This is a genomic window from Kribbella sp. NBC_01484 (genome assembly GCF_036227145.1).
GTDB lineage: Bacteria > Actinomycetota > Actinomycetes > Propionibacteriales > Kribbellaceae > Kribbella.
The window spans coordinates 4878204-4893146 of sequence record NZ_CP109437.1; the positions used below are offsets into that span (position 1 = coordinate 4878204).

Here is a 14943-nt window from a genome sequence, read left to right on the forward strand (position 1 = left end):
ACAGACGTCTGGCGATCGGACTGCCCCTAGCCTGGAAGCACTGTGAATGCTGTTGTCCTGACCCCGACCACTCGAGTACTGGCGTGGTGTCTGCATCTGCTGGTCTTCGCCTTACTGGCCCTGACGGCCGTCCGAGCCGTGGCCGACGACAGCCCGCGGGCGGGACTGGTCGTCGCCGCAGCCGCGATCTGCGCCGTGGTCTATGCCGCCGGCCCGGTGTTGCCCGGCGTACGGCGTTCGCGTCGCAACGCCCTCGTGTGGCTGAGCGTCCTGGTTGCTGCGTGGGTGGTCGTCCTGGTGCTCTCCGCCGACGCAGTGTGGCTGGCGTTTCCGCTGTACTTTGTCGAACTGCATCTGGCGCCTCGCCGTGCCGGTCTGGTTGCGGTCGTGGCGACAGCGGTGGCGGCGATCATCGGCTTCTCCGCGCATCAGGGCACCTTCAGCATCGCGATTGCTATCGGGCCGGCCCTCGGCGCCGCCGTGGCCGTGGCCGTCGTGTGGGGTTATCAGGCCTTGTATCGCGAGAGCGAGCAACGCCGACGCCTGATCGAGGAACTGACCGCGACCCGCGCCGACCTGGCAACCGCTGAGCACGCGGCGGGCGTGGCGGCCGAACGTGAACGCCTGGCCCGCGAGATCCACGACACGCTCGCCCAGGGGTTGTCCAGCATTCAGCTGTTGCTGCACGCCGCCGGCCGCTCCCTTCCGGACAGCCCGCAGAACACCGCCGAGTATGTCGAGCAGGCCCGCCAGAGCGCTGCCGACAACCTCGCCGAGGCACGGCGATTCGTCGCGGCCCTGGCACCGCCCTCCCTGGAGGGCGCCACCCTGGCGGGTGCGTTGGAACGGTTGTGCGCCACTACCGGCGCCCGGCACCAGCTCGACGCACGGTTCCGTCTGACAGGCAGCGTCGTGCCGTTGCCGACGGCACTGGAGGTTGCGCTGCTGCGCGTCGTCCAGTCTGCCCTCGCGAACGTCGTCCGCCACGCCGAGGCGACCTCGGCGGAGATCACCCTCTGCTACTCCGGGGACCGTGTCGTCGTGACCATCGTCGACGACGGACGTGGCTTCGACCCGAATCAACTGCCGGACCGGACGCCGGACGGCGGTGGGTTCGGGCTCCCCGCCATGCGGTCCCGCCTGCAGGAGCTCGGCGGCACCCTGACGGTCAGATCCGTCCCCGGCCATGGCGCCACCGTGGCCGCCGAACTGCCCCTCGACCGCACAACCGAGGCTCGCCCGTGACCGATACGCCGATCCGTGTGCTGCTGGCCGACGACCATCCGGTCGTCCGCGCCGGGCTGCGGGCCGTGCTGGGGACTGAAGCCGACATCGAGGTGGTCGCCGAGACAGCAACCGCGGAGGACGCCGTCGCCCGCGCCGCACAGGGCGACATCGACGTCGTGCTCATGGACATCCAGTTCGGCAAGGGCATGAACGGCGCTGAGGCTACGGCTGCCATCGCCGGCCATACCCCCGCTCCCCGGGTGCTGATCGTCACCACGTACGACAGCGATGCCGACATCCTGCCCGCCATCGAAGCCGGCGCCACCGGCTACCTGCTCAAGGACGCACCACCAGAGGATCTGGCCGCCGCCGTGCGCACTGCCGCCGCAGGCCGCACCACGCTGGCGTCCAGTGTCGCGGATCGCCTGATGGCCCGCCTCCGCACACCGGGCACCGCCCTGACCCGGCGCGAGACCGAGGTCCTCGCGCTCGTGGCCGAGGGACTGTCCAATCAGGCCATCGGTCAGCGTCTGCATCTGACCGAGGGGACCGTGAAGTCTCATCTGGCCCGCATCTACACCAAACTCGGAGTCGACTCCCGCACCGCCGCCGTCGCCACCGCCACCGACCTCGGCCTCATCCGGCGCTAGGCGCGACGGCAGAATGGATGCGGACGGGCGCATGTCACTGCAGCGGGAAGGGGGGCTGCCACCACCACGGCTGGGTGTCGACGACTACGCGGTCGAGCCATTTGACCCACCAGAAGCCCCGGCGACCCTGCGCGACGAGGCGTGCGGGCGCACCGTGGCCGATCGATAGGGGCTGGTCGGCGACATGTGTCGCGACGAGCAGGTGTGGTAAGTCCCGCAACGGCAGGCGTCGCGCGTACCCGGTGAAGGAGATCGCGACGACGCTGCGTGCGTCTGGCGGGAGCGATGCCGGCAGGAGCCGGTCGAGCCGCACCCCGCGCCAGTGCTGGTCGGCATACCAACCGCCCGTGCAGTCGAGCACTACCTCCATCTCGTCGGTGGCCATCGCCACCAGCGCGTCAGCGTCGAGCTCGGCCACCTGCAGACCCGCCACCTCGACACGCAGCCGCCACGTGGCGAGATCGATCTCCGGCACAGTGTCCAGGGCCCACTGAGTGACCGGCATCGCCTGCGGGCGATTCGAGCCGACCTCGTGTGAGCCGGTCGCCCTGCGGTCTTGTCCCGGTAAGGAGAGCCCACGGGCGACACCGTCCACGGCGAGGTAGGCGGCAGCCGCACCACCTCCCAGACCGAGCGCGCGGAGCAGTGTGCGCCTGGACAGGTCCGTACGCCGCGGCCGTTGCGGGTGCCGGAACACATGCACGACGGCAAACGGCACCGCGAGCACCGCGGCGCCGACGTGCACCTGTATCGGGGTGAGACCTGCGTAGGTCCGGAAGCCGCCGAGGACGTGTACGACGCCCGCGAAGAGCGATACGGCGACGAGAATCCCGAGGGCGACGCCGTCAGCCGCACGCCAGGAAGCCGACCGGAACGCCCTGCTCCGCCGCACGATCAGCGACTTCCACGGGACAAGCAACACCAGCGCGAGGCCCGCTGCGCCGTGCAGCACGGTGACGATCCGCTCGGGCGTCGTGGTGCCCGTGCCGAACGTGACCCAGCCGGTGCCGAACGCGAGAACGAGCAGCATCAGCAGGGCGACGTTGGTACGGCGCCCGGCACGTCGGCGGACCCCACCCTCCCGGCCCATATCTCAAGTGTGCCCCGTCAACTCCGAAGGTTCTCGCCCGCGAGGGATGAACCGGCTTTCTCGCAGAACGATCACCATGGGACTCAGGACGGGCATATCCGTCGGATTCTGGAGGTCCGAGATGCGCCGCTCAGGGTGGCTTCTCATCGGGGTCGGAGTACTGCTGATCGTCAGTGCGGCCCTGCTCAGGTTCGTCGTCGCGCCGAGCGTGACGAGACTGCCGGCTGACACCGACATCACTACGGCGTACAGCGGCAAGGGCACTGTGCTGAACGCCGCGGCACTGCAGTCGGGCGACGTGGCCAACGCGCTCGCGCGAGACATCCCGGTCACTCTCGACCGGCACGTCTACGTCAGCGACGCGAACAGCGACACGGCGATCGTGCACGACGACCTCACACTGAAGGCCGGAACGACGTCCTCGAAGGACAACCACACGTACGCTGTCGACCGGAAGGACCTCACCGAAACCGCCTCCATCAACGGTGTCGAGGTCGAGAAGCACCAGGGGCTGACGGTCAGCCTGCCGGTCGACCCGGAACCGAAGTCCGGCGTCTACACGTATTGGGACACCCCGACGCGGACCGCCGTACCAGTGACGTACGTCGGCACCGAGACGCGTGCAGGTCGCGACACTTACCACTATCGGGCCACCGCGTCCGGCGCATTGGCCAATCCCGCGTTGCTGCAGCAGTTGCCCGCCTCGCTTCCGAGGACGCTCGCGCCGAAACTGCTCGCTCTGCTGCCCGCCGAGACTCAGCAGAGGTTGCTCCCGCTCGTGTCGGTGCTGCCGGACCAGGTGCCGCTCAGCTACACGGCCACCAGCACCTACGACGTCTGGGCAGACGCCGCGTTGGGTGTTCCCCTGGATACGAAGATCAACCGCTCGGTGGTCGCCAACGTGGGGACGGCGGCGGCATCGATTCCGCTGCTCCCGGTACTGACGATCGACGTCGCCGAAGACCAGGCGTCGGTGCAGGATGCGGCGGACAGGGTGGCGAACTCCGACCGGTTGCTCAGCTGGATCGAGGTGTGGGGTCCGATCGTGCTGCTGGTCCTCGGCCTGGTTCTGGTGGCGCTCGGACTGTGGCTGGGCAGGCGCAGGCCCGCACAGCCCGGCCCAGAAAACACTCCGACAGGCGTGGACTCGCCCGCACCAAGCTGACGCGGCGAACAGGTTGACGGCCCGGCGGTGAATCGCACTTCGGGGGTGACGGAGTGTGACGCCGGGCGTACCATCCACTCGAGGGGACCGGTGGGCGATCCAGGGGTGGGCGCGGTGGCCGGCGTGGGGGAGTCATGGATCAGCTGAACGACGTCCAGGACGCGCCGGAGGAGATCCGCTTCGCCGTCGTGCTCAACGGTGGAGTGAGTCTCGCGGTCTGGATGGGCGGTGTGGTGCGCGAGATCGATCGCGTCACCCGCGGCAAGGGCCCGTACGGGCCCTTGCTGCAGTTGCTCGACGTCAAGGCCCGGGCCGATGTCATCGCCGGGACGTCGGCGGGCGGGATCAACGGCGCGGCACTCGCGCTGAGCCAGGCGAACGCGCATGCGGACCCGAAGCGATGAAGCAACTGTGCGCCGGGTGGACACCCACCTCGCTGTCGGCCCATCCGATTGAGCTGATCATCACCACGACCCTGCTGCACGGAGCGAGGATCGTCACGGTCGCCGCGCTCGGTCAGCAGTTGCCGCAGATGCTGCACGAGGGCACCTTCACCTTCCGGCGCGCCGAGGCCGACGGCGTGCTGACGCCGGTGATTCCACTGGTCGCGTTCGCGGTCGAGGGGTGGCGCAGTGGAGACAGCACCGGGCGGAACCACGCGCTGGCTGTCGCCGGCACGATCGTCGCGCTCGCGCTCGCGTTGATGCTGCTGGGGAGTCTGCCGTCCCAGGTCCGGAGTCCGGTCTCGACCCTGTATCGCGCGCTGGACAGACTGGCGCAGAGATTTCTCGGTGTCGCGGTTTCGGAGCTCCAGACGCCACAGCGGATCCTCTTGCGGCTGCTGGTCGCCGTCGCCTGGATCGTGCTCGTCGCGCTGGCGGTTGCCGCGGCGGCCGTCTACGGTATGGTCCGCCTGGTCGAATGGATCGACGCCAACGCCGTGCAGTGGAAGAACGAAGTCAGCGGCGTCACTCACTCCAGCGGCGTCGCGGCCACCTGGTCGGTGATCTACGGAGCCTGCTACGTCATAGTTGCCGTTGGCATCATCTGGTGGTGGCCGGTCCAGCCCAGCTGGGTCTGGCGATCGGCGCTCGCTACCGCTGTGGTGTTCAGCCTGCTCCTGCTGTACGTCGTACCTTTCGCAGTCCTGCTGGGATCGGTCCGGGCCATCCGGCGGCGACTCGTCGCAGACGCTCGCTGTGCGGTGATCGCGTGGCCGGCGAACACCGCGAACGAGTCCGAGGTCGTCGACCTGCTGTGGAGGCTGGACATGCGATTCCGCTGTCTGCTCGCGCTGTCGGGAGGCACACTCGGTCTGACCGGCCGAGGACAGGCGTTGCGGCGCCAGGTCGACAGTCTGCTCGCCGAGCGATGACCAACACGATGCACTGGGGGAGCAATGCGAGGTAGAAGCGGTACGGCGGGATCCCTGCGAGTTCACGCGATCGCCGGCACGCACGTCGTACTGCTGGGAGTCGATCTGCCGAAGGCACGCACCAAAGGGCTTCTCGGTTTCGCCATCGAGCGGTGGGATCCGACTGAGCAGGAGCGCTACTGGCTGCGCGGCATGAAGGTGTTCAAAGAGACGTCGACGGGGATTCCACCAGGCACCTCCGTCAGTCTGCGCGAGCACCCGGTGCAGTCGTTCCTCTGGGGTGACTACACCGCGAAGCCCGGCCGGCAGTACGAGTACCGGGTGGTCGGGCTCTACGGCAAGCCGAAGAACCTCGTGATCCGCCATGACGTGACCGTGGCCGTCACGACCGAGCGAGTCGACGAAGGCACGCACGCCGTACATTTCAACCGCGGTGTCGCAGGCAGCCAGGCGTACGCCCAGCGGTTCGGTCGCGCGCCGCGACCCGGCGATCGGAGTGATTCGGTCTACGACTGGCTGTCGAGAGGGCTGGAGGAGGCCCTGATCGCGTTCATCGAGTCGGCCACGGGGCCCGGATTCGCGTTGCGCGGCGCGGTGTACGAGTTCGCGTATCCGCGGGTGCTGGAGGCCCTCGCGAAGGCCGCGGCGCGTGGAGTCGACCTGCGGATCGTGTACGACCGGCGTGGTAAGGCGAGTACCGATCCGGACAGCCCGCGGGTCTGGCAGCAGAGCGAACCGCAGATCACGGCCGCCGGGCTCACGCCGTACATGATCCCGCGGACGACGAACAGCGCGATCGCGCACAACAAGTTCTTCGTCCTGCTGCACGACGACGTGCCCCAGCGGGTGTGGACCGGATCCACCAACATCACCTGGGGCGGACTCTTCGGTCAGTCGAACGTCGGTCATCTGGTCCGCGACCCTGCGGTAGCCACGCAGTACTTCGACTACTGGCAACGGCTCGCGGTCGATCCGGCATACAACCGGCTCCGGCCGGCCGACACCGACGCGACTCCCACGCCGGCCACCCCACCGCCCGCCGGGATCGCCCCGATCTTCAGCCCGCGGACCAATCTGGATCTGATCGACTGGTACGCAGGGGAGGCTGCCAAGGCCAAGAAGTCGTTCTTCATGACGGCGGCCTTCGGTCTGCACGACAAGATCGCCGGGGCGATCGCGCCCGAGTCCGATGTCATGCGGTATCTCGTGCTCGAACGCGCACCCGGCGACGACGAGGTGACCTTCGAGACCGACCATGACGTCAAGGTCGCGGTCGGCTCGTTCCTCCGGACCGCGATCCTGGACCGCTGGGTCCGGGAGCAACTCACGGGCCTCAACCCGCGGGTCCGGTACAGCCACACCAAATTCATGCTGATCGATCCGCTCGGCGACACCCCGCTCGTCATCAGCGGATCGGGGAACTTCAGCAACCCGTCGGTGAACGAGAACGACGAGAACATGCTGGTGATCCAGGGCGACCAGCGGGTGGCCGACATCTACCTCGGCGAGTTCATGCGGATCTTCAACCACTACTACTTCCGGTACCTCGTGCAGAAGCTGCGAGGGGCGGACGACGCGGCAGCGACGGCGTACCTGACGCCGGACGACAGCTGGGTCGACCGGTACTTCGACAAGACCACTCCCAGCTACCGCCAGCGACTGCTGTTCCGGTGATCGACGTCGAGGGACGCCGGGCGCAGTACGGTCGGTGGAAGGAACTCACGAGAGGACACTGAGATGAGCATCGACCGGGGACTGCTGGCGACGTTGGAGGCCAAGCCGGGCAAGGAGGAGGAACTGCGCGCGTTCCTCGAGGCGGGGCGCGAGCTCGCGGCCGCCGAGGAGGGGACGGTCACCTGGTACGCGTTCCGCCTCGGGCCGGCGACGTCGGGATCTTCGACACGTTCGCCGACGAGGACGGCCGGCAGGCCCACCTCAACGGCGAGATCCCGGCCGCCCTCGGCCAGGTCGGCCCCGACCTGCTGGCCGCCGACCCGGACATCCGGACAATCGACGTCATCGCGGTCAAGTAACGCAGACCAATCACCTGACGACAGAGCGCGCCCGATCGCCCGCTGGATGGATCGCCTGGGCCGGCTGAAGTTGGGTGGTGGACCCCATGGAGGAGGGGTGGTTGCACAGCAAGACTGATGTCCTGGATGGCCGTCCGGTTGTGGGCGGTCAGGGAGGTCAGGGTGAGCAGTGTCGAGGCGGTCGGTCAGGTCGGTCAAGGCGAAGCGATGCGGGCGCGCGACATAGCTGTCGGCCTGCCCACGGTGACGGTGCTGGATCCGGTGGTGAAGGCCGTCCGCTTGATGGCGGTGGGCAGGATGCCGGGTCTGGTGGTCGTCGATCCGCGCGGCCGGCCGTTGGCGGTGTTGCCGGGCTCTCAGGTTCTCAGGCTGAGCATCCCGGCGGCGTACCGGGACGACCCGATGCTGGCCCGCACTGTCGACGAGTCGTCGGCGGACCTGTTCTGGCGGCAGCTCGGGGAGCTGACCGTCGGTGATTGCCTACCGCAACCGTTGTCGCGACCGGCCGCAGTGACGGAGGAGGCGACCCTGCTGGAGATCGCGGCGTTGATGGCGCGGGCGCGGAGTCCGCTGGTCGCCGTGACCGGTGCCAACGGTGAGTTGACCGGTGCGATCACGTTGGAGCGGTTGCTCACCAGCCTCGCGGTCACCGGGCTCGGCGACCCATCCTCGGGCTGAGTCGTGCGGCCGCTCGTCGCGCTGGGGATCTTCGGCTTGGCGTTCTTCTACATCGCGACCGAGAAGGCCAACAAGGTCAAGGTGGTCCTGATCGGTGCCGCCGGCATGTTGTTGCTCGGCCTTGCACCGGGAACGGAGGTGTTCTTCTCCGAGCACGAGGGCATCGACTGGAACGTCATCTTCTTGTTGCTCGGGATGATGATCGTGATCGGGATCATCAAGCAGACCGGGGTGTTCGACTACCTCGGGATCTGGGCGGCGAAACGGTCCCGCGGCGAGCCGTACCGGCTGATGGTGATGCTGATGATCATCACCGCGATCGCCTCGCCGTTCCTGGACAACGTCACCACGATCATGCTGGTGGCGCCGGTGACCATCGTGGTGTGCGAGCCCTTGCCCGGCTCCGGGCATCGGCGCAGGCGCTGGACGCCGTGACGTTCGAGTTGGTCTTCCTCCTCGGTCCGGCACTGGTATCAGCGATCGTCTCGTTCGCTCCACCCGGAGCAGCCTTGGTCTTCGTCGCCTTCGTCACGGGTGCAGGAAGCCTGCTCGTCGCTGTCAGTCCCCTGCTGAGTTCGCGCACCACACGTTCGAGCCAGAGGACTCATCCGCTAGGCCCGTTGCGGCTCCCCGGATTCGTCCCACTGGTCGCGACATCCGGCGCCCTCGGTATCACGTTTGGTGCCGTCACAGTGGCAGTCACCGCGTTCGCCGACCGAGTCTCAGCCAACTCGGAGACTGCGGGCTTCCTGCTGGCTCTCTGGGGCCTGGGCTCGATCATCGGAGGCGGCTTGTACGCACGGCGCCCACCGAGGCGTGCGCTCCAGACCGTGCTCGCGGTTCTGCTCTCTCTGATCGCCGTCTCGACGTTGTTGCTGGCCGCAACGTCAGGACCGATACCGATGGGCGTGGTCCTTGGACTCGGGGGACTCGCGGTCGCACCCGCCGTCGCTGCCTACACCACACTGGCCAACTCAGCCGTTCCCGCCGACGTCCGCGGTGAGGCGAACACCTGGCTGGTCGCGATTCCCGCGGCTGCGCAGGCGGTGGGTTCATGGATCGCCGGTGTCCTGGTCGCCCGCTTTCACAGCTCGCAGGTGGCTTTCCTTGTTGCTGGTGCGGTCACGGCGACTTCGTTGGTCTGGCTCCGCTGGGTCGACCGCATCCGCTAACACCACGTGGCTGTTTGCGGCTGCGCGGTCCCGGTCAGCGCATTGGCTCTTCGGGGATATCGGTTCGTCGGTTGTGGTGGTCCGACAGCTTGGACAGCAGCTCGATCAGCCGCCGGCGCTCCTCGGGTGACAGCGGAGCCAGCAGTTCGTCCTGGGACTCGGCCAGCCGCTTGTCCAGCCGCCGTAGCTGTCGCTTGCCGGCGGCGGTCAGCGAGATGATGTTGCGCCGCCCATCGAAGGGGTCCGGGGCGCGCTCGACCAGTCCGCGATCGGCGAGCTCGTTGATCGTCGCGACCATGTCGCTCAGGTGGATGCCACTACGGCGGCCCAGTGCGGCCTGGCTGGCCGGGCCGAAATCCTCCAGCGTCGCCAGCAGGCGGTAGTGGTAGCCGCGGGCGCCGACGGACGAGAACCCATCGCCCACCAGACGGTGCGCGTGCTGGGCGGTCTGGCCGAGCAGCCAGCTGGGCAGGCCCTCCCAGCGGGTGGGCGTCTCCTCGTCGGATGGGTTCTCCATGTGACCAGTCTAACGAATCGTTAGACGGACCAACGATGATGGTATCGTTTGGGCGATAAACGTTAGTCGCCCGAACATTTGGGCGCCGAATGAATCCGCCGGAGTTGACACCATGATCAAGCCGTTCCGCATCGACATCCCCCAGGCCGACCTCGACGACCTGACCGACCGCCTCTCCCGCACCCGTTGGCCCAACGAGGTCGCCGACGCCGGATGGGACTACGGGTTCCCGCTGGCGCGGCTCAGGCAGCTGGCCGAATACTGGCGCACCGGTTACGACTGGCGCGAGCACGAGGCCAGGCTCAACGAGCTTCCGCACTTCACCACCGAGATCGACGGGCAGAATATCCATTTCGTCCATGTCCGGTCCTCGAAACCGGACGCACTCGCGCTGATCCTCACCCACGGCTGGCCAGGTTCGTTCCTGGAGTTCCTCGACGTGATCGAGCCGCTGTCGCGCGACTTCCACCTGGTGATTCCGTCCATCCCCGGCTTCGGGTTCTCCGGGCCGACCCACGAGCGCGGCTGGGACGCCGTCCGGGTCGCCCGGGCCTGGGCCGAGTTGATGCGCCGCCTGGGGTACGAGCGCTATGGCGCGCAGGGCGGCGACTTCGGCGCAGGCATCTCGATCGCGCTCGGCGCGGTGGCGCCCGAGCAGGTCGTCGGAGTGCACGTCAACTACCTGCCGACCCGGCCGGTCCCCGACGTCGAGGTGTCCGAGGCGGATGAGGCCAGGCTGGACAAGGTCAGGCAGCTGATGGCGAACCGTCCGCCTTTCCAGGCCTTACTGGCGCTCACCCCGCAGACCATCGGCTACGCGCTGACCGACTCGCCGGTCGGCCAGCTGGTCTGGATCGCCGAGCGCTTCGCACAGTGGACCGACCCCGCCACGCCGGTCAGCGACGATCAGATGCTCACCGACATCTCGCTGTACTGGCTGACCGGCACCGCGGCGTCCTCGGGCCGGTTCCATCACGACGCCCCGCGGGGGAGCCAGCTGTCGTGCCGGGTGCCGCTCGGCGTGGCGGTGTTCGCCCATGACATCACCCAGTCGGTACGACCGCTGGCCGAGCGGCTGTACGACATCAGGCACTGGTCGGAGTTCGAGCGCGGCGGCCACTTCGCCGCGATGGAGGTGCCGGACCTGCTCGCCGAGGACGTCCGGGACTTCTTCCTCATGGCATCGGAACACGACTGGACGGGCTCAGGTTCCGCCCGGCAGGCTGCTGGGCGATGACAAGCGGCGAAACTCGCCTGTGCCTTCGACTCAGCGAGCGTTGTCGGTCAGGATGGCGAAGAGGTCGTCCGGGGCTTCGTCGTACACGGCATGAGCCACCGCCAGTTCGTGGACCTCCCACCCGGGGGCGGTGCGTAGCCGCTCGTACTGTTCGTGGAATGGGGTTGCTGCCCACCCGGATGCGTAGATGAACGTTCGTCGCGCGACTCGATCGATGCCGTCTCCGAGGCGAAGCCGCTGGAGGAACGAGGCGACAGGATGCGGTCGCCTCCTCGGGTCCTTCCCGGCTCCGGGAGCCACCGTACGGCCGTCCGCCCTTACCCCGGCGATGGCCCGGTTCCGGTAGTGGTCGTTGACCCGGTCCCACCAGGAGTCGCCGTCAGCCGGCACGATCGCGTCGCAGAACACCAGCCGATCGATGGGGCGAGTGGATCGGTCCGCAGCACCGCCAACCACCAGCCCCGCATAGCTATGGGCGCACAGCGTGATCGGCCCCGGGCCACAGGCGTCCAACACGGTGAGCACTCGATCGATGTGGGTATCGAGGTTCGCCCCAGCACTGGCCGGCGACGGGTCCGGCTCGAGGCCGTCCAGCGTGACGGCAACGGCCTGATGGCCGGCTTCTCGAAGCCTGGCCACGATGCCGTCCCACGCCCACGCCCCATGCCAAGCTCCAGGCACTAGGACAAAAGTTCTCAGCTGATCTTCTGCGCTCATAGGACAAGCCTTCGCTCGCCCATCGGTGGCCGTCCACCGCTGGACAGCCACGTTGTGCCTGTTCGACGCCAACCTCTCACTCGCCAACCGGGGGCCTTGCCGACGGGCGTTCGAGGGGGATCGTGTGCATCAGCGTGCCGTCCATCCGCCGTCGACGACCAGCGATGCGCCGGTCATGTAGCTTGATGCCGCGGACGCGAGGAACTGGACCGCGGTAGCGACCTCGTTCGGTGTGCCGAAGCGTCGCAGGGGAATGTTCGACAGCAGGCGTTCCGCTGCATTGTCACTGTGCCGTAGATCGTGCGTCATATCGGTGACGAGATATCCGGGCGCCACGGCGTTCACCCGAATCTGATCGCGCGCCCAATCCAGGGCGAGAGTCTTCGTGAACATCTCCAGACCGCCCTTGCTGGCGGCATATCCGGCGGTCCTCGCCATGGCTGCTCGACCGTGGATCGACGACACGTTGACCACGCTGGCGTCGGCGGACTGCGTGAGCAGCTCATATGCAGCCGTCGAACACCTGAAGGGCCCGACCAGGTTGACGTCGAGGATCTCCGTCACGGTCCCGATGTCGAGATGCTCGACCCGTTCGAAGCTGGGGCTGATGCCGGCGTTGTTGACAAGGATGTCCAGCCGGCCCCACCGCTGGTCAGCCTGTCGGACCGCCGCGGCGACGCTTGCTTCGTCGGTGACCGAGCCGGCCAACGCGTAGGCGAACCCGCCCCTTGCCCGGACCTCGGCGACGACCTCAGCGAGAGCGTCGGCGTCGCGAGCAGTGAGAAGGAGCTCGGCTCCGGCGGCGGCCAAGCGCAGAGCGATCTCTCTACCGAGTCCACGGCTGGCGCCGGTGATCCAGGCAGCGCGACCGGTCAGCGAGAACGGGTCTGACCAAGAGGCCTCGTCGGCCACGCTCAATCAATCCAGCCGACGTGCCCGTACCGGCGGAGGTCGATCTCGAGTTCCAGATCGACCACAGGGGGTGCCGCGTTGTGCCACAGCAGGCCGTAGGACGGTGAGTGCCGGCGAGTCGCCAGTAGGTCGGAGACCATGTGGGTCAGATCGTGCGCCGAATAGAGGTTGACGGTGTCGGAGGGCGCCCACTGCAGGCCGAGGGTCTCGAGGTGCCGTTCGAGAACGTCGACAATCAGGCTCGCCTTCTCGTGCAGCGCGTCCGGAGTGGTCTCACCGGTTCGGAGTACCTCCTGCGGATACGAACCACCAGACGGCAGTTCCGCAATCCCCGAGATCACGTACGTCGGTTGCCTGGCCGGTCGCTCGCTGACGTAGGAGATGGCGGCGAGCGTCGGCTCCGATGGGGCTTCGTGTACTGGCGAGACGTTGGTTCTCGTCAAGGGTGACACCCCGTGCCGAAGGAGTCCCCAGGTGTCCAACTGGCCCATGTAGACGTCGTTGAAGCTGACGAAGTCGCTGAGGGAGAGCGTCGCTGGAAGGCGCACTTCGAGGCCGCACAGGGACCCGAGCGGAATGCCTGCGGCGTCGAAGTGCCGCTCCAGGGCGATGCAGCCCTCCTTGAAGGGGAGCGGCTCGCGAAGGATGGCTTGGTCGATGACCCGGTCCGGCAGGGAGACGACTCCGTTGCCGGCGAACCGCAGGCCCGGATCGTAGGCGTAGCCGCCGAGGTCATGCCGGATGGGCGTCATGGAAAAGCTCCTCCTGAGGTCGTGACGGCGCCACCAGATTATTCCCAAAAAATCGATCTGTACAGCAAGTATCGATGCAGGGTACGTTGAAGACGACCGGAGAGGACCGACCCCCCAGGACTGGACGGCGAGAGCGATGATCATGCGTGGAGTGGGGATTGTCTCGGCAAGATTCGGCAGAATCGGGGCGGGCGTGGCTGCGGCGGCCCTCCTGTTCTCGGCCTGTAGCGCCGGCGACAGCGAGACCCCGGCCGAGGGGTCGCTGGTCATCGGGGCGCTGATCAACATCAGTGGCCCGACCACGACCGGCGAGGAGAATGCTCCGGATGTCCTCAAGGGCTGGGCGAAGAACATCAACAAGTCCGGCGGCCTGAACGGTCGCCAGGTGGCGTTCGACATCGTTGACACCAAGGGAGACGCGCCGAAGGCAACCGCCGCGGTGAGCCGATGGTCGAGCGACAAGTCGATCGTGGCCGTCGTGCTGTACGACGCGAGCACCGAGGGTGCGGTCGCTGAGGCAGTGACCGCCGCGGGTCTGCCGGTGATCGGCGGGATCGGGTACAACCCCACCGCCTGGGGCAAGCTCCCCAACTGGCTCCCCATCGCAACCACGTTCCCCGCAGTCATCAACATGGGCATGCGGATCGGAAAGGAAGGCGGCGCGACCAAGACCGTCTTCCCGGTCTGTGCTGAGAACTCCTCCTGCGCCGCAGCAGGCCCGCTGGCCGAATCGGCAAGCAGGGCGCTCGGGATGACGTTCGACGGTGTCCTTCCAGTCTCTGTCTCTGCGCCGGACTACACCGCTGAATGCTTGAAGATCAAGAACGATGGCGTCGACTTCGTCATGCTCGGCCTGACCACGGCCGCGTCGCTGCGGCTGGTCCAGACCTGCAAGACGCAGGGATATGCGGGCCAGTGGGGACTCTTCGACGGTTCTGTCTGGCCGAAGGTGATGAAACAGAACGATCCTGGCGTGAAGATCGGGATCGCGCTCAGTGCCTTCCCCTGGTATGTGGACGACAAGCCGGTTGTGGACTACCGCAACCAGATGGACCAGGCCGGCGTTCCTGCGGACAGCTGGGCTTCTCCGCAAGGGACCGCGGCCTACGCGACGATGGAGCTGTTCAAGAAGGCCGTCACGGCCAGCGGCCTGCCCGACAAGGCCACTCGCGCGGATGTGGTCAAGGCCTATGGCTCGGTCCGGGGCGAGACTCTCGGCGGACTTCTCCCGCAACCCATCACCTTCAAGCCCGGACAGCCGCAGGCACTGGTCAACTGCTTCTGGCTCGCCAGCTACGAGCGCGGCGAGTTCTCTGGAACCGAGCTGAGCAAGCCGACCTGCGACAACATCAAGCCATAGCAGCTGTGCAGTGTCAGTCCGGCCCGGGGGAGGACCTTCTCGGCCGGCGGGGGCGTCC

Annotated in this window: 16 protein-coding genes; 11 read left to right on the plus strand and 5 right to left on the minus strand. The window is 67.6% G+C overall.

The window, feature by feature from the left end; all coding sequences use genetic code 11:
• Window positions 1-42: 42 nt before the first annotated feature.
• Both OG555_RS23965 and OG555_RS23970 read left to right on the plus strand, forming a co-directional pair.
• On the plus strand, window positions 43-1245 hold the full coding sequence (locus OG555_RS23965) for a sensor histidine kinase (RefSeq protein WP_329474773.1): 1203 nt from the start codon (window positions 43-45) through the stop codon (window positions 1243-1245).
• Window positions 1242-1877 (plus strand): response regulator transcription factor, encoded by a 636-nt coding sequence (locus tag OG555_RS23970; RefSeq protein ID WP_329474774.1) that lies wholly within the window; start codon window positions 1242-1244, stop codon window positions 1875-1877. The genes OG555_RS23965 and OG555_RS23970 overlap by 4 nt, the downstream gene beginning before the upstream one ends.
• Window positions 1878-1911: 34 nt before the next feature.
• On the opposite strand, the gene OG555_RS23975 is transcribed toward OG555_RS23970, so the two are convergent.
• On the minus strand, window positions 1912-2967 hold the full coding sequence (locus OG555_RS23975) for a molybdopterin-dependent oxidoreductase (protein ID WP_329474775.1): 1056 nt from the start codon (window positions 2965-2967) through the stop codon (window positions 1912-1914).
• 121 nt (window positions 2968-3088) lie between these two features.
• Between OG555_RS23975 and OG555_RS23980 the strand changes: the two genes are divergently transcribed.
• The 7 genes from OG555_RS23980 to OG555_RS24010 all read left to right on the plus strand — a co-directional run bounded on the left by OG555_RS23980 (window position 3089) and on the right by OG555_RS24010 (window position 9390).
• Window positions 3089-4132 (plus strand): porin PorA family protein, encoded by a 1044-nt coding sequence (locus OG555_RS23980; protein WP_329474776.1) that lies wholly within the window; start codon window positions 3089-3091, stop codon window positions 4130-4132.
• 134 nt (window positions 4133-4266) lie between these two features.
• Window positions 4267-4536, plus strand: a complete 270-nt coding sequence (locus OG555_RS23985; protein WP_329474777.1) for a patatin-like phospholipase family protein — start codon at window positions 4267-4269, stop codon at window positions 4534-4536.
• Entirely contained in the window at window positions 4533-5507 is a 975-nt protein-coding gene (locus tag OG555_RS23990) for a hypothetical protein (protein ID WP_329474778.1), read from the plus strand. Before OG555_RS23985 ends, OG555_RS23990 begins: the two co-directional genes overlap by 4 nt.
• Window positions 5508-5531: 24 nt before the next feature.
• Entirely contained in the window at window positions 5532-7181 is a 1650-nt protein-coding gene (locus OG555_RS23995; protein WP_329474779.1) for a phospholipase D-like domain-containing protein, read from the plus strand.
• Between the two features lie 521 nt (window positions 7182-7702).
• Window positions 7703-8218 carry a CBS domain-containing protein gene (locus OG555_RS24000; RefSeq protein WP_329474780.1) on the plus strand — a complete coding sequence of 172 codons (516 nt, stop codon included), beginning with the start codon at window positions 7703-7705 and terminating at the stop codon, window positions 8216-8218.
• A gap of 3 nt (window positions 8219-8221) precedes the next feature.
• A complete protein-coding gene (locus OG555_RS24005) occupies window positions 8222-8653 on the plus strand; it encodes an SLC13 family permease (protein WP_329474781.1) in 432 nt (143 codons plus the stop codon).
• Window positions 8602-9390 carry an MFS transporter gene (locus OG555_RS24010; RefSeq protein WP_329474782.1) on the plus strand — a complete coding sequence of 263 codons (789 nt, stop codon included), beginning with the start codon at window positions 8602-8604 and terminating at the stop codon, window positions 9388-9390. The genes OG555_RS24005 and OG555_RS24010 overlap by 52 nt, the downstream gene beginning before the upstream one ends.
• A 34-nt stretch (window positions 9391-9424) precedes the next feature.
• Here OG555_RS24010 and OG555_RS24015 read toward each other — a convergent pair whose 3' ends face one another.
• Window positions 9425-9907, minus strand: a complete 483-nt coding sequence (locus tag OG555_RS24015) for a MarR family winged helix-turn-helix transcriptional regulator (RefSeq protein ID WP_329474783.1) — start codon at window positions 9905-9907, stop codon at window positions 9425-9427.
• A gap of 112 nt (window positions 9908-10019) precedes the next feature.
• Here OG555_RS24015 and OG555_RS24020 point away from each other — a divergent pair, with 112 nt between their 5' ends.
• Entirely contained in the window at window positions 10020-11144 is a 1125-nt protein-coding gene (locus OG555_RS24020; protein ID WP_329474784.1) for an epoxide hydrolase family protein, read from the plus strand.
• A 30-nt stretch (window positions 11145-11174) separates the two neighbouring features.
• Here the strand turns inward: OG555_RS24020 and OG555_RS24025 are convergent, their stop codons facing one another.
• The 3 genes from OG555_RS24025 to OG555_RS24035 all read right to left on the minus strand — a co-directional run bounded on the left by OG555_RS24025 (window position 11175) and on the right by OG555_RS24035 (window position 13525).
• On the minus strand, window positions 11175-11783 hold the full coding sequence (locus OG555_RS24025; RefSeq protein ID WP_329474785.1) for an alpha/beta fold hydrolase: 609 nt from the start codon (window positions 11781-11783) through the stop codon (window positions 11175-11177).
• 207 nt (window positions 11784-11990) lie between these two features.
• Window positions 11991-12773 (minus strand): SDR family NAD(P)-dependent oxidoreductase, encoded by a 783-nt coding sequence (locus tag OG555_RS24030; protein ID WP_329474786.1) that lies wholly within the window; start codon window positions 12771-12773, stop codon window positions 11991-11993.
• Between the two features lie 2 nt (window positions 12774-12775).
• Entirely contained in the window at window positions 12776-13525 is a 750-nt protein-coding gene (locus OG555_RS24035) for a hypothetical protein (RefSeq protein WP_329474787.1), read from the minus strand.
• A 193-nt stretch (window positions 13526-13718) separates the two neighbouring features.
• On the opposite strand from OG555_RS24035, the gene OG555_RS24040 reads away from it, so the two are divergent.
• Window positions 13719-14885: an ABC transporter substrate-binding protein gene (locus OG555_RS24040; protein ID WP_329474788.1), complete on the plus strand. Its 1167-nt coding sequence runs from the start codon at window positions 13719-13721 to the stop codon at window positions 14883-14885.
• Window positions 14886-14943 lie beyond the last annotated feature (58 nt).

Excerpts from the sequence above, each read along its gene's own strand:
- OG555_RS24020 (WP_329474784.1), top strand. The coding sequence starts at position 10,020 with ATGATCAAGCCGTTCCGCATCGACATCCCCCAGGCCGACCTCGACGAC.
- OG555_RS23985 (WP_329474777.1), top strand. The coding sequence starts at position 4,267 with ATGGATCAGCTGAACGACGTCCAGGACGCGCCGGAGGAGATCCGCTTC.
- OG555_RS23980 (WP_329474776.1), top strand. The coding sequence starts at position 3,089 with ATGCGCCGCTCAGGGTGGCTTCTCATCGGGGTCGGAGTACTGCTGATC.
- OG555_RS24015 (WP_329474783.1), bottom strand. The coding sequence starts at position 9,907 with ATGGAGAACCCATCCGACGAGGAGACGCCCACCCGCTGGGAGGGCCTG.
- OG555_RS23995 (WP_329474779.1), top strand. The coding sequence starts at position 5,532 with ATGCGAGGTAGAAGCGGTACGGCGGGATCCCTGCGAGTTCACGCGATC.
- OG555_RS23975 (WP_329474775.1), bottom strand. The coding sequence starts at position 2,967 with ATGGGCCGGGAGGGTGGGGTCCGCCGACGTGCCGGGCGCCGTACCAAC.
- OG555_RS24035 (WP_329474787.1), bottom strand. The coding sequence starts at position 13,525 with ATGACGCCCATCCGGCATGACCTCGGCGGCTACGCCTACGATCCGGGC.
- OG555_RS23990 (WP_329474778.1), top strand. The coding sequence starts at position 4,533 with ATGAAGCAACTGTGCGCCGGGTGGACACCCACCTCGCTGTCGGCCCAT.